Consider the following 14,670-nt stretch of genomic DNA (forward strand, 5'->3'; position numbering starts at 1 on the left):
GGGCTGCATCGAACTCGCATCGTCGATGCCGAAACCGCGAAGACGCGCGGGTGTCGAAATCAACTGGTGGAAACATGACGGAAGCGGCAAAGCGCGTTCGGCAGCTCCGCGAAAACAGCAATCCGCTGTTCGGCGACCGCAAGCTCAAGCTCGGCACGTTCTCGACCAATCTCAGCGGTGGCTGCGCCATATCGACCATCGACGGAGCGCTCGAAGCGACCTGGGACAACACGCTCGAATTGGCGCGGCTCGCCGACGCCATGCAATTCGAAGCGCTGGTTCCGGTCGGACGCTGGAAAGGCTTCGGCGGCGTCACCGATTTCAATGGACAGGGGTTCGAGACTTTTTCCTGGGCGGCCGGCATTGCCGGAGCGACCACCCATCCGGGGATCTTCGCGACCTCTCACGTGCCGACGATGCACCCGATCATGGCGGCGAAGCAGGCCACGACGATCGATCACATCAGCCGTGGACGCTTTGCGCTCAACATCGTGACCGGCTGGTACAAGCCCGAAATCGAGATGTTCGGCGCGCCGCAGATGCCGCACGATGATCGCTACGACTGCGCAATCGAGTGGCTCGAGATCATCAAGCGGCTCTGGACGCAGGACGGCGAGGTCGATTTCGATGGGCGCTACTATCAGGTGAAAGGCGCGGTGCTGGCGCCGAAGCCGCTGCAGCAGCCTCACCCCGTCGTGATGAACGCCGGCGGCTCGGACAAGGGTCGGCACTATGCGGCAAAATATTGCGACGTGGCTTTCGTCATCCTCGAAGCGCACGACTTCGAATATCTCAAGAAGCGGGTCGAGCACTACCGCGCCTTTGCGCGCGAGGAATACAATAGCGAACTGCTGATCTGGACCTACGCCTATGTGGTGCAGGGCGACACCGAGGCCGAGGCAAAGGCCTATTTCGACGACTACGTGCACAAAAAGGGCGATCGCGCAGCCGTCGACAATCTGGTGCAGACAATGGGCATGAACGCCCAGACGCTGCCGCCGGAGGCGCTGCAGGCGATCAAAGTGCATTTCATGGCCGGATGGGGCGGATTTCCGCTGATCGGCACGAAGGAACAGGTCGTCGATGGACTGGCGATGCTCGCCAAAGCCGGGTTCGACGGCGTTCTGCTGTCGTGGCCGCGCTACATCGCCGACATGCGCCATTTTCAACAGCACACCTATCCGCTGCTCGAGCAGGCAGGGCTGAGATGACGGCTGCCAGGGCGGCCCCTTATTCGAACCCCTTTGCTTTCAGAACAGTCTTGGCGGCGGGCGAGGTCAGGAACGTGACCAGCGCGCCCGCGGCCTCGGCCTGATTGCTGCCGGTCACAATGCCAGGGGCGAACTGGGTGTAGTTCTGAATCGCAGAGGGCAGCGGGCCAGCGAATTCGACGCTCGGCTGAGCCAGGACTTCGCTGATTTGATTGAAGCCGATCTCAACGTCGCCACTGGCCACGCTTGCGTACAGCACGTTCGCAGACGGAGAGAGCCTGGTCTTGGGTTTCATTTCCGAAGCGATGCCCAATTGCTCGAGCAATTTGGCCATGTAGATGCCGCTCGCACCACCGCCGGCCGGATCGGGGTAAATGATCGATGCCGCGGCCAGCATCGAGCGTTTGAAGGCGTCGGTCGAACTGATGTCGGGCTGCGCGGCACCCTTGCGCACGAAAGCACTGACGCCGACTTTCGCGATGATGATGCGGTCGCCAGCCACGACTTTGCCTTGTGCTCGAACCTGATCCATCAGCGGCGCGGCGTTTATCAGAAGATCGGCGGTCTCACCCTTTTGAAAACGGTCCGCGATGGCGCCCGCGTTTCCGTAGGCGGCCATGACTTTGTGTCCCGACGATTTTTCGAAATCCGGGATCAGTGCATCCATGGCCGGATGCAGAGCCACCGCGCAGAGGAGCTTGATCTCTGCGGCTCTTGCCGTATTCGAGGCAACGAAGCCAGACAATGCAAGCCCCAAGGAGATCGTGGCGAAAACACTCGGAATGCTGCGGCAATTCATTTGTCTCTCCATAAATGGTCGTATCGATCGTTGCGGCCAGATGCGGAAATCGCCCGCGAGGACAGTTCTTCCGGCGTCGTGCATTGCGCCCGGCGCTCTCAATTCTGAAGATGGATCGGGACGCCCGCCGATGGCATCCGTGCTGCCCATTGCAATGATTGGGATTCGGCACGTCCCGCTGGGAGCTTCTGCGGCCAAAATTACTTCAGCCAGTTCGTTCTGCCAAGCGAAGCCATGACGCCGGCCGGTGCGTCCCTCATTGCCGTGACGAAATCATCGATGTGTGACCTAAGTCACTTTACGACGAACCTCACCTCACGCATGGTCGCCTCATGTTCAGGGGCAGCCCGCAAACGATACGCAAGTTATTTCAGAGGAAGCGATTGATCTGAGACCGGGGCCGTCCGAAAGGGCGGCCCTTTTTTTGCGCATGGTGTCTGCGCGAACGAACGGAACCACAAAGCGAAACTGCAGTTATCCAGGCCGATGTCTCGCCGCCATTCGACTCTTCCCCCGATCCTGGAAACCACGCGCCTTCTGGAAGAGGCCTGGAGCCTCGCTGGCCGGCTTCGTCGGAGTCGCATCGCGCTGTGCAGGGAGGCGGAGAATTGCCGGACGGCGATGACCGATACCAGCGCCGCCTTGGTGCGTGACTCGAATCGGGCGCGCGTGAAGGCCGATGCCGAAGGCTGACCGACTTGCCGTCGAACGACGAGTCGGTTGCCGCTTGAGGCGGACTTCGCGTCAGCGCCGGATCAGGAACACCCCGCCGATCAGCAACGCGACGCCCAGCATCTTCGGCAGGTCGATGGGTCGCTCCTGAACGCCCAGCCACGCGAAGTGATCGACGGCGAGGGCCGCGATCATCTGGCCCAGCACCAGGAGCGCGATGTAGGCGGCTCCGCCGAGCTTCGGAATCGTCACGATGGACAGGCCGATGAAGATCGCGCCGAACACGCCACCGCTCCACGCCCATACCGGCACCCGCGCGATGGTGGCCGCCGACGGCAGCGGATCGCGCACGGCGACAGCCAGCACGATCATGCAAACGACGCCGACAAAGTAGCTCATGAAACCCGACCACGCCGCGGAGTTCAGTTCCGTCCGCAGATTGGCATTCAGAGCTTGCTGGATAAGGACGCTGACGCCAGCGCCGACCGTCAGGACGGCCGGCCAGAGGAGGTTTTGCATGAGATCGATTCCGGTTGCATTGGAGAATGGGTGCTGCTGGTTCTAGAACCGGACATGCGCCAATTCAAAACCGGCAATTCGGAATCGGGATGGGCAACGGGCCTCCGTCACAACGGGCCAGCTCTCTCCCTGTCACCCGGAGGCGGCCGCGCCCTAAGCGCGTTCACGCGCGTCTTCGACGCGCTATCGTGCCCCTCGAAGGGCGACGGCCCCGTTGTTGCACAGCCGGGCCGTTCATCCTTCGAGGCTCGCTGCGCTCGCGCCTCAGGATGACGGGGAGAGAGAGCCCGAGTCGATGGAAAGTTTTGGCTTTCTCAGCCCTTCGTCACCACGCCGTTCGGGCTCGCCTGATCGACGGTGGTCGGCAGATGCTCGGCGAGATATTTCAGCGCGGCGTCGGTCGGAATGCCGAAATGCTCGGCGATCTGCCTGACCTGATCGCTGCCCAGGACGGCTTTGAGTTGATCCGCGGATACCGGAAGATTGGCGCCGTTGCCGAGCCAGGATTTCACCTGGGCATCGAGCCCGCCCTGCTGGAGCTGGTTCACGAGCCCCGAGAGATCGCCCAAATTCGTCTTCGCTAGCACCGCCGAGATCAGAGCCGGCGCAGCTGCGGCTGCGGCCGATCCCAAAGCCCCCTTCAGCGACCCGCCCAATTCATCGAAAAGACCCACCGACGCCTCCATTGCGCATCAAAGCGCGATTGGTCGCCGCCCGCGAGGATCATACATCAGATGAGAAGGGGCGACAGCGCCTGGACGTCAAAACGCGACGCGGACGCCGCCCTTGCCGCTGACCACGCTGCTGGAATCCGACAGCCAGCGATATTCGCCGGAGGCGAATGCCGTCATGCGGCGCTTGCTATCGCGGCGGCTGGCCGAACGTGTAATTCAATCCGATGCGGACGATGTGATCGGACATGGAGTTGTTCAGCCGTTCGCATTGCCCGGTCCTCAGATTGAACGAGATGCCCACCGCGGCCGTGCAGGTGCCGAAGAACGTCACGTCGCCAAGGTCCATGTAGAGATATTCGAGCCGGGCCGACCAGTTGCTGGCCCCGAGTCTGGTCTCGACGCCCGCGCCCGCGGTCCAGCCGCCCTTCTGAGCGGTGATGCTCGCATTGATGGGGTCGGAAGCCGGCGTCGTCTTGTCGATCGCGAAGCGTCCGTAGGCGTAACCGCCGGTGAGGTACCAGAGGCTGATGCCCTGCGCGACACCGGCAACGCCCCGCACCGTGCCGAACCACTCGCGCTTCTCGTCATACTGAACGAAGAAGACGCAGCTCAGGCACGACGCGTCCCGCTGTCCGCTCCATTGGAAGTCCGCTTCGGCGCCGATCACAAACCAGCCGCGCTGGAAGCGGTAGCCCGCCTGTCCGCCGCCGGTGATTCCGTTGGGCGATTGCGGCAGAGACGTGACGCTGGTCGGTGCCGCCGGGTTGGGCTTGAGCCTTGTGAGTTCAAGGCGATCGTGACCGACGCCGTAGCCGACATTGCCGCCGATGTAGAAGCCGCTCCAGTCGACGGCTGGCATCGGCGCGGCACGAAGCGGTGCCGGCATAGCCGCAGGCTGCGCGCCGCCAAAGTTGTAGTTTAGCCCGATGCGGACGACATGGTCGCGGTCCGACGTCTCGATGTTTGGTGCGGGCCGGAAGATGAAGCTGCAGTCGAAGATGGCGCCGGGAGGGGCACCCGCACACTGCGGCGCATAGGACGAGTGGCCGAAGTCGAGGTAGAGGTATTCGAGCTTGACCGACCAGTTGCTCGCCGGAAGCCTGGTCTCGACGCCGGCGCCGATGGTCCAGCCGGTCCGGGTTGTCGCCGCGTCGCCGCTTGCAAACTGCGAGCCGCCGAGGTCGATACCGCTCGCTTGGTTTTGGATGCGGCCGTAGGCAAAGCCGCCGGTGGCGTACAGAAGCGAATTGCCCTGCGCGAAGCCAAGGGTCCCGCGCACCGTGCCGAACCAATCCAGGCTCGTGCTGCGGTAGTTGGTGATCGGGCCCGAGCAGCCGCGACTGGTCGCATACCCGCACAGCAGGCTGTCCTGGCCGCTCCATTGCAGATCCGCTTCCGCGCCGATGACGAGCCATCGCTGCTGAAAGCGATAGCCGAGCTGTCCGCCGCCGATGATTCCCGCGGGCGCGAGCCGAGCGGAATCTGGACTGTCGTTGGCGATCACCGCGCGCGTGTCGCCAAAGCCGTATCCGAGATTGCCGCCGGCATAGAAGCCGGTCCAGTTTAGAGCCGGCGGCGAAGGCGGAGCAGCCTGCGCGGTCTGCGCCAGTGCCACCACCGACGCCGCGGCGATCAACGCCGGACGAAGAGACGCTATCCCGAACGCGGCACCATCAGCCCTGAGCCACCCCCACGTCATTCCTTCGCTCCCCTCACGACGCTCAGAACGCGACACGCACGCCACCCTTGCCGCTGATCACAGTGCTGGAATCCGACAGCCAGAGATATTCGCCGGAGGCGAACAGACCGACATCGCCGGTGCGCCACTCCATGCCGGCGCCGCCGAAGCCGCCCCAAGTGTCGTCCTTGCCGGGCACGGCGAACGGGATCGACTGGCCGAGCAGGGCGGCGTTGACGGTGTTGCTGCCGACGCGCTGCACGCCGAGTGCGCCGCCGGTGACGTCGATCAGCAATGCGGTGGTGGCGTTGAATTGGGTGGCGCGGGTGAGCTTCAGTTCGGCGCGCTCTTCCAGCGTGCCGACGGTCTGCGAGTTCACCGTGAGGTTCGCGGTCGAGCCGGTCTCGGTGTAGCCGCCGAACGAGCCGTAGAGATAGCGCACGCCGATGCTCGGCGTCAGCGTGTACTGCGAATCCATCACGCGGCCGAGCGCGATGTTGTGGCCGAGCCTCAGCTCGGGACTAATATACCAGCCGCTGTAGCTGCCCTTGGCGGTTTCCAAACCACCGGCCGCAAGGTTGTTGTTGATGTTGCGCGACGTGTCGTTCTGCGAGCCGCCGCCTTGCACGGCCGCGTAGAGAAACGACGCGCCGCGGAAGTATCGGGCATAGAGTCCACCGAAGCCGAGATTGCTGTTGGTGTCGCCGGTGTTGAGCTCGATGGTCGAGCGCGTGGTGCCGCCGCCCGCGAACGCGCCGACGCGCAGGTCGTACCGCACCTGCTTCTCGATGCCGATCGCGCCGCCGTAGAACGTGTTCGAGGTGCGCAGCAGCACGCCGTCGGCATTCTGCGTGCGATAGCCGCCGAAACCGCGCGCCCAGATCGCGGTGCCGTCGGCCTGAACCACGGTCGGCGCTTTGAATACAGCTTGGTCGGCCGCATAGGCCTGAAGTCCCGGCATGCCGTCGAACGCCGACGACACCACCGACGACGCCGAGGGCGGTGCATAGCCCATCGGTGCGCCGCCTGTGGCCGCAGGCTTGTTGCCGAAGTCCGGCACCGCTTGCGACACGCTGCGGGAGAAGTCGCCGAGCACGCGGCCGTTCGCGGCGAACGGCGTCGGATCGATCGTTGCGACCTGATTGCCCGACACCGCGAACGGTACGGTGCCGGTGATGGTCGCGCCAGCGAGCGTGTCGAACGTCAGGATCTGGTTGCCGGTGCGGAAGTTGACCGTGTCGCCGCCGCCACCAAGATTGATGGCGCCGACGATCTTGGAGCCAGGCAGCAGCGTCAGCGTGTCGGCATTGGCGGCGAACACAATCGCAGCGGGGCCGCTGATGGTGCCGGAATTGGTGATGCTGGTGGTGCCGGAGGCGATGATGCCGACAGCGCTGCCGGTGATGGCGCCGGAATTAACGACTCTCATATTGCTGAGGGCCTCGGCGCTGATGCCCGCTTGGCCGCCCGAAATGTTGCCGGTGTTGACGATGTTGCCGCTGATGCGGACGGCGATGCCGATAAGGTCGCTGGTGATGGATCCCGAATTGGTGATGTTGACGGTGTTGCCTAGGACAGCGTTGAGGCCAAGGGCCGAGACGTTGCCGGTGTTGGTGAGGTTGATCGTGGAGGCATCGAGGCCTTGGCTGATCGTACCGGAGTTGAAGATAGTGGCCGTGCCGCTCGCGACAACGCTGTGTCCGATCGTGCCGGAATTGATGAGGTTGAGGTCACCGAAAACGAAAATGCCGGCATTGGTGGTGGCGTTGATGGCGCCGGCATTTATTACGGTGGCATTGTCAAATGTCATTCCGAACAGAAGCCCCGAGACGCTCGCACCTGGTGCGACCGTCACGGTGATGTTGGACTCACCGCCGGTGCCGTAGCCGGCATTCTGGCCGGTCGTGCCCGGAGCGCCGCCTCCCTGGCCGTTGGTGATCCCGGTGCAGACGGCGGATACGCCGCTGGCGGATGCTGGCGTGCAGTCCGCCAGCGCCGTATCGAACGGCCACAGCATGACAAACGCCGCGGCGGCACCGATCGCGGCCTTCAACATGCGCTCAAACGCGCTGCGTTTCATTTTCAATTCGCCCCTCGATGCTGGCGCCCATCGCACTCAGCGCAGGGCGTCAGCGGGGCGCAGATTGAGCGTTTAGACTCGTTCCGGGAAAGGCAAAAGCCGCGTGAGCCCCCAGCATTTTGCAACTTGTGGCTTTGCGGCCACTTAGGTTGGCGATTGATATTTTGGCGGCTGGCTCTTTCGAGCGCGACGCATCTCGTCAATGCCAACGCGAGTGCCGACAGCGGAGACAAATCGGCTGCGGTGCCAGTCGCCGTAATGGCGTTGCTTGACCAAGACAATTCCAAGCCCCCCAGAATCCCAGCGTGACGCTACTGAGGCGGCCTGCAACCGGGAAGATTGGAACCCGGAAATGAGACTGTAGGTCAAAAGAATGGGACGCCTTGCAAAACCACGTGTGTGCAAAGACACGTGGTCACGGACACTGCCGGAGAGCGCTCGATCGGCTTTCAATTTCGAGTGCCGAGCCCGCTTCGGTCAGAATCTGTAGCTGACGCCGGCGCGTGCGGTGTGGATCTTCAGATCGGAGAACGTGGAGGTGGCGGTGCAGGACGCGTAGCCAGCTCCGGTGCAAGCCGCTGCTGTCGTGGCCGCCGCCGTCAAGGTCTCGCCGTCAAAGCTGTAGTAGAGATACTCGGCGCGCACCGTCCAGTTGCCGATCAACGCCGTCTCGTAGCCGCCGCCGGCCACCCATCCGGTTTTCGTGGTGTTGCTCGCGGACTGGAAACCGCAGCCGGGCAGGTCGCAAAGGTAGGCCCCGTCGCCGAGGTTGGATTTGTAGTCGACGTTGGCCCACGCAACGCCGCCGGTGGCATAGAGCATGCCGGGGCCGAAGGTGACGCCGAGACGGCCGCGGATGCTGGCGAGCCAGTTGACCTCTTGCGACAGGCTCATGAGAGCACCGGGCACCGGACGGCCGGGTGCTGGCCCACAGGTGTCCCTGGGACAGACCGGCGTTTGCGCGCTCGAGACCTTGATGCCGGTGCCGGTGATATCGCCCTCGATACCGGCGACCCATCTCGGATCGATCTGCCAGTTGTAGCCGAGGTGTCCGCCGAACAGCGGGCCGTTGTTGCCGAGATCATGCTCCGCGATCATCGCGTTCTGATCGCCGGGCACGCTGACGATCGACGTGCCGGTGCTGTTGCCCCAGCCCCAGCCCGCATCGAGGCCGGCATAGAAGCCGGTCCAGCTCCGCGCGGCAGCAGCCGTACGCGGCGCGAAGGCCGCGAAGGGCGCGCCAGCTGGTTGGCCGAGCTTGTACGTCAGGCCGGCCCGCACGGTGTGAATGTTCAAATCGGGAAACGTGGAGGTCGTGATGCAAGGCGGCGCGAGGCCTCCGCCGCAAGACGTCTGCGGTGTGCCTGCCGCAGTCAGCGTCTCGCCACCGAAGCTGTAGTAGAGGTACTCGGCGCGAACCGTCCAGTTGCCTGCGAGCGCGGTCTCGTAGCCGGCGCCGACGACGAAGCCGGATCTGGTGGCGTTGCCCGTTGCCGCATAGCTGCAACCACCGCCGGGAGAGGAGCAATTAAAGCCGGCGTCGCCGGTGGCAGCCTTGGAGTCGACGTTGGCCCACGCGGCGCCGCCGGTGACGTAGATCAAGCCCGGGCCCCAGGTGGTGCCGAGACGGCCACGGATGCTGGCGAGCCAGTTGACCTCTTGCGACATGGTCATCACGCCGCCGTTGATCGGTTGCCCCGGCGCGCACTGCGGGTTCGACGCCGAACAGAGCGGCGTTTGCGCGCTCGAAGTCTTGATCCCGGTGCCGGTGATGTCGCCTTCGATGCCGATCACCAGTCGCGGATTGATCTGCCAGTTGTAGCCGGCGTGTCCGCCGAACAGCGGACCGTTGGAGTCGAGATTGTGCTGTGCGGTGAGACCCGTGATCCCCGCGCCGGTGGCGGTCGACGTGCCGGCGGGATCGTTGAAGCCCCAGCCCGCATGCACGCCGGCATAGAACCCGGTCCAACTGAACGACGGCGCGAAGGGGGCCTTCATCGGCACGGCCTTTATCGGCATGTCGGCGGCGTTGGCCGAGCCGACGAGCGCCATCACGACAAAGGCTGCGGTGATACCGGCCGCGGCGCGAAGAACGCGGTCAAGCGCACTGCATGTCATTGCAATTCCCCCAACATGCCTTGCGCACGTTCGCGCTCGACCGTGCGACTTTGGTCTTTTGCATTTTCGTCCGGAAGGCCTTTGGCCGCGGATTCCCCAGCATTTCCAGAGGCGTGGCTTCGCTGCCACACAGGTGTCGGATGACACGTCTTTCGCCGGCGCTGCCACGCGCACCGCATCCCCTCGAAACCAATGCCAACTCCCCCGGATTTCCGACTCGACGCTACCGTGGCGGTCTCCAGCCGAAAATGATGGAACCCGGAAATGAGACTGTGCGTCAAAAGAATGAGACGCCTTGCAAAACCAATTGCACACAAGGCACGTTGTCACGGACACCACCGGTGAACGGAGAGCCGCCTTGAAGCCGTCAGCGACGCAGCCGCGTGGCAGAACGCCGGCCCGCTTCCGTTTGGACCTGTCGGTCACGCCCGGCAACGCGCGTGAGTTTGATCTCTGGCGCGCCGGCCTGGCTCCGCTGTTCACCTTGGACGCACCGGATGCGGAGACGCGTGCTTCGTTCAGGCTCAACCTGACCAGCTATCAGTTCGCAGATGTCGCGATCGTCTCCGGGACATCCTCGGCGGCTAATTTTGAACGGACAGCGCCGCTGATTGCGCGCAGCGGGCTCGATAACATCAGCCTGGTCGTCTACGCCAAGGGTGGATGTGCGCTCGACGCTGACGGGCGCGCCACCGAGGTGCGCGCCGGAGACATCTGCTTTCTCGACAAGTTGCGTCCCATCAGCTTGCGGGCGCCCGATTACGACAGCCTCACATTGATCCTGCCGCGCGCGATGCTTGAACCGCATGTCGCGGATATCGACGGCCTTCACGGGCGCATCCTGAAGAAATCGAATCCACTGAATGCGATGCTGGTCAATCATTTGCAGACGTTGTTCGCAGAAGCGCCGGCGCTGGGCCTGGCGGATGGCCGGCTGGCGGCGCACGGAACGGCGGCGCTGATCGCCGCTTTCGCCGGACCGTCGGCGCAAGGCCGGGACACGATTGCCCGGTCCGAATCCGCCATGTCACAGCATGCCGTGCGGCGGTTCATCGAAGCTCACCTTCATCATCCGGACCTCGGACCGGATTTCATATGCCGGCTGCTCGGCGTGTCACGCGCGAAGCTCTATCGGGTGTTCGAACCGATGGGCGGGGTCAGCCATTTCATTCTTCAACGCCGGCTGAAGCGCGCCTACGCGTTGATCACCGATCCGGCGCAAGCCGGCCAGCGGGTCGGCTCCATCGCGGCTCAGTGCGGTTTCGCAAGCGTCTCGGTGTTCAGCCGTGCTTTCAGTCAGGCTTACGGCATGCCTCCGACCGAATTGCGCGGTGCTTTCGAGCGCGACGAGCTTCCCGATTTCGCGGTTTCCGGCGAATGCGGTTTCGGGACAATGAGCCGCTGGCTGCTGGGCCTCGATTCGGCCGGGATGTAACATCGCCGACGCGGTGATTGTGTCGCCGATATCACCGCTGACCGGAGAAATCCGGGCACCTCAGCCCTGCTAATCCAGCAGTTGTATTTCCTCGCCGCTTCGTCATGGTGCGCCGCGTCATGACCATGCCGAATCCGCCCGCCAAACCGGCCGCAACTCCTGCGCCCGCGCCGCTCGACCACGGCACGATCGTTCAGATCATGACGGGCATTCTGCTCGCCATGTTCCTCTCGGCGCTAGAGCAGACCATCGTCGCGCCCGCGCTGCCGACGATCGGGCGGAGCCTCGGCAATGTCGAAAGCCTGTCTTGGGTGGTGTCGGCCTATTTGTTGACGTACACGGCGGCGACGCCGCTGTTCGGTAAGCTCTCCGACATCTATGGTCGGCGGCTGATGCTGCTGCTGGCGCTTGCGATCTTCATCGTCGGTTCCGCAGCCTGCGCGCTCGCGCCGAACATGCCGGCGCTCATCGTCGCGCGAGCTTTGCAAGGCATCGGCGGTGGCGGCATTCTGCCGATCGCACACACGGTGATCGGCGACATGGTCGCGCCGCGCGAGCGGGCGCGTTATCAGAGCTACACCGCGGTGATGTTCATGATGGCGAGCGTGCTGGGTCCGCTGCTCGGCGGCGTGCTCACCGATCATTTCCACTGGACGCTGATCTTCTGGATCAACCTGCCGATGGGCGCGTTGGCGCTGTGGATGACGGATCGCGCGTTGCGCAAGCTGCCGCGCCATGACCGGCCGCACACGCTCGACGTGCTCGGCGCGCTGTTGATGATGCTTGCGGCGCTGCCGCTCATGCTCGCGATGAGCTGGGGCGGCACGCATTATCCCTGGAGCTCGGCGCCGATCCTGGGATTGCTGTTCGCGTCCGTGGCGTTCTGGGTGCTGTTCGGGCTGCGCGTTGCGAGGGCGCCGGAGCCATTCATCCCGCTGTCGATCCTGCGGGAGCCGACGGTGTGCGCGACCTCGATCGCGGGCTTCTTCAGCGTCGGTGTGTTTCTCGGCCTCACGGTGTTCTTGCCGGTCTATTTCGAACTGGTGCTGGGCTTTTCGCCGAGCGGCTCGGGCATCGTGCTGATCGTCTGGCTCGCGGCCATCACGGCGGGTTCGTTTGTGGCGAGCCGGCTGATCACCATGACGCCGCGCTACAAGCGTGTGCCGCTTGGCGGCCTGGTGATCGGGATCGTCATGCTGGCGCTGCTTGCTGCGTTTCCGGCGCGGCTCTCGCTGCTCGAAGCTTCCGTGCTGCTCGGGGTCGGCGGTGCTGGCATGGGCGTGATGTATCCGATCACGACGACGATCGTGCAGAACACGGTCGCGCCGCATCAACTCGGCATCGCGACCGGCGCTCTGAACTTCATGCGCCAGCTCGGCGGCACCATCACGGTCGCGGCGTTCGGCGCGATCGTGCTCGGCGGTGTCGACATCGGCGGCAAGGGGCTGACGCTCGACATGCTGCGCGGTGGCACGCTCGCCGGAGCAGACTTCGCCGTGGTGTTCGGCTGGCTGTTCGCCGCCGGCACCGTGCTGCTCGTCGCAGCGTTCATCGCGGTGCTGATGATCGAGGAGAAGCCGCTGCGCAGCGGGCGCGACGATGGCGGCCGCCCGGATTTGGGGCCGGACGCCGACCGGATCGCGGCGGAATAGGGCGCGTCAACGGCGCGTTTCGTTCAGCAACGATCACGTCATGGCTGGTGCGCTCCCTGCGCCATTGTATCGCAGGCCGCAAAGCGCGATGTTGCTTTGCAGTATTGACGTCTCGAATCGCTGCGGGGCCTCGGTGCAAAGGGGGGCCGGCCGGAAGTTTTGAGCGGAAGGACTGATTTCTGAGATGAATTTTTCCAAGGCGGCGGCTCGTGCCCGCGCCAGAGTTCGGATGACTGTCCGGCAGAGGCGGAACACCGCAGCCGATCGCTCTCCCATCGGAAAACCAGGCGCTCAGACGCCGGCTGAAGCGGTCGCTGCCGCAGCCGCCGCGGTGGCGAGCCCGCCGCGCGGCGCGATGAGCCCGGCCGAAATCCGTCAGATTTTCTTCGGCTTGATGCTCGTGGTGTTTCTCGCGGCACTGAACCAGACCATCATCGCGACCGCGCTGCCGACCATCGGGCGCACGTTCCACGATTTCGAAAACCTGTCCTGGGTCGTGACCGCCTATCTGCTCACCTCGACCGCGGTGGCGCCGCTTTACGGCAAGCTTTCCGATCTGTTCGGCCGGCGCACCATGATTCTGGTCGCGGTCGGCCTGTTCATGGCGGGTTCGGCCGCGGCCGCAGCCTCGCCGAACATGATGATGCTGATTGTCGGGCGCGGCCTGCAAGGTATCGGCGGCGGCGGCATCCTGCCGGTGTGCCAATCGGTGATGGCCGACATCGTGGCGCCGCGCGAGCGAGGCCGCTACCAGGCCTACATGGGCGTGGTCTGGGTGACGTCCAGCGTCGTCGGTCCGGTGTTCGGCGGCGTGATGGCGGAGCACCTGCACTGGTCCATCATTTTCTGGGTCAACGTGCCGCTCGCGCTTGGCGCCGCGGCGCTGACTCACGTCAAACTCGCCCGCATTCCGCGTCATGACCGCCGCCACAAGCTCGACGTGCTTGGCGCGGGCCTGATGATGGCGTCGTGCATTCCGATCCTTCTGGCGCTGACCTGGGGCGGCACGCAGTTTCCCTGGTTGTCGGTGCCGGTGCTCGGCCTGATCGGATTGTCGGCCGTGCTGACGCTGCTGTTTGCCTGGCGGCTGAACACTGCACAGGAGCCGTTCCTGCCGCTAGCGGTGCTCACCAATCCGGTGATGCGGATGGGCACCACGTCGGCCTCGCTCGCCATGGGCACCTCGATCGGCCTCACCATCGTGGTGCCGATGTATTTCGAGGTGGCTCATCATATGAGTGCGACGGAATCCGGCATCGCGCTGATCCCGCTTGCGATGACGACACCGGGCTCGCTCTTGTCCGGTCAGGCGATGCTGTACTGGAAGCACTACAAGCGCGCGCCGATGATCGGGTTGGTGTGCGCGCTCATCGCGCTCGGGTTCCTGATCTGGCGGCCCGACATGGGGCTCGCCTACGCGATCGTGCTGATGGGCATCGTCGGCACCTCGATCGGTCTCGTCTATCCGGTGACCACGGTGTCGATCCAGAATGCCGTGCCCAATCACCAGGTCGGAATCGCAATGGGCGCGCTGAACTTCTTCCGCTCGCTGGCCTCGGCGTTCATCGTCGCGGTGATGGGCGCGATCCTGCTCGCGGTGCTCGGCGTCACGGTGAGCCGCGGCGGCGGCCATGGCGGCTCTGTTATCGAGAGCGTGAGCACGGCAGGCCCCGGCGCAGCGCTGGTGTTCCGCTGGGTGTTTCTCGCGGCCTTTGGATTTCTGGCGCTGAGTCTTTTCTTCCTCCACTTCATGGAGGAGCGGCCGTTGCGGACCACCGTGCAGCCTGCCGATCCGCCGGTCGCGCCGCCGCCGAAGCGATAGGCCGTGGATA

10 protein-coding genes are annotated in these 14,670 nt (G+C 64.4%); 4 read left to right on the forward strand and 6 right to left on the reverse strand.

Going from position 1 to position 14,670, the window contains the following annotated elements:
• The first annotated feature begins 74 nt into the window (after positions 1-74).
• Positions 75-1,211, forward strand: coding sequence for an LLM class flavin-dependent oxidoreductase (locus tag RHPLAN_RS15740; protein ID WP_068019689.1), 1,137 nt, complete (start codon positions 75-77; stop codon positions 1,209-1,211).
• 19 nt (positions 1,212-1,230) lie between these two features.
• On the opposite strand, the gene modA is transcribed toward RHPLAN_RS15740, so the two are convergent.
• The 6 genes from modA to RHPLAN_RS15770 all read right to left on the reverse strand — a co-directional run bounded on the left by modA (position 1,231) and on the right by RHPLAN_RS15770 (position 9,751).
• On the reverse strand, positions 1,231-2,010 hold the full coding sequence (gene modA / locus RHPLAN_RS15745; protein ID WP_068019690.1) for a molybdate ABC transporter substrate-binding protein: 780 nt from the start codon (positions 2,008-2,010) through the stop codon (positions 1,231-1,233).
• A 744-nt stretch (positions 2,011-2,754) separates the two neighbouring features.
• Positions 2,755-3,201, reverse strand: a complete 447-nt coding sequence (locus RHPLAN_RS15750; RefSeq protein ID WP_068019692.1) for a DMT family transporter — start codon at positions 3,199-3,201, stop codon at positions 2,755-2,757.
• A 314-nt stretch (positions 3,202-3,515) separates the two neighbouring features.
• Entirely contained in the window at positions 3,516-3,875 is a 360-nt protein-coding gene (locus RHPLAN_RS15755) for a YidB family protein (RefSeq protein WP_068031292.1), read from the reverse strand.
• Between the two features lie 187 nt (positions 3,876-4,062).
• Positions 4,063-5,574: an outer membrane protein gene (locus tag RHPLAN_RS15760; protein WP_084244964.1), complete on the reverse strand. Its 1,512-nt coding sequence runs from the start codon at positions 5,572-5,574 to the stop codon at positions 4,063-4,065.
• A gap of 22 nt (positions 5,575-5,596) precedes the next feature.
• The gene (locus tag RHPLAN_RS15765; protein ID WP_068019696.1) at positions 5,597-7,633 is read right to left on the reverse strand and encodes an autotransporter family protein; all 2,037 of its coding nucleotides are present in this window, start codon (positions 7,631-7,633) and stop codon (positions 5,597-5,599) included.
• Positions 7,634-8,110: 477 nt separating this feature from the next.
• The gene (locus tag RHPLAN_RS15770) at positions 8,111-9,751 is read right to left on the reverse strand and encodes an outer membrane protein (RefSeq protein ID WP_068019698.1); all 1,641 of its coding nucleotides are present in this window, start codon (positions 9,749-9,751) and stop codon (positions 8,111-8,113) included.
• 358 nt (positions 9,752-10,109) lie between these two features.
• Here RHPLAN_RS15770 and RHPLAN_RS15775 point away from each other — a divergent pair, with 358 nt between their 5' ends.
• From RHPLAN_RS15775 to RHPLAN_RS15785, 3 genes are all read left to right on the forward strand, one after another.
• Positions 10,110-11,186, forward strand: a complete 1,077-nt coding sequence (locus tag RHPLAN_RS15775) for a helix-turn-helix domain-containing protein (RefSeq protein ID WP_198164943.1) — start codon at positions 10,110-10,112, stop codon at positions 11,184-11,186.
• 119 nt (positions 11,187-11,305) lie between these two features.
• Positions 11,306-12,838, forward strand: a complete 1,533-nt coding sequence (locus RHPLAN_RS15780) for an MDR family MFS transporter (protein WP_237180151.1) — start codon at positions 11,306-11,308, stop codon at positions 12,836-12,838.
• 229 nt (positions 12,839-13,067) lie between these two features.
• Positions 13,068-14,660, forward strand: a complete 1,593-nt coding sequence (locus tag RHPLAN_RS15785) for an MFS transporter (protein WP_084244968.1) — start codon at positions 13,068-13,070, stop codon at positions 14,658-14,660.
• Positions 14,661-14,670 lie beyond the last annotated feature (10 nt).

The organism is Rhodoplanes sp. Z2-YC6860 (genome assembly GCF_001579845.1).
Taxonomy (GTDB): Bacteria; Pseudomonadota; Alphaproteobacteria; order Rhizobiales; family Xanthobacteraceae; genus Z2-YC6860.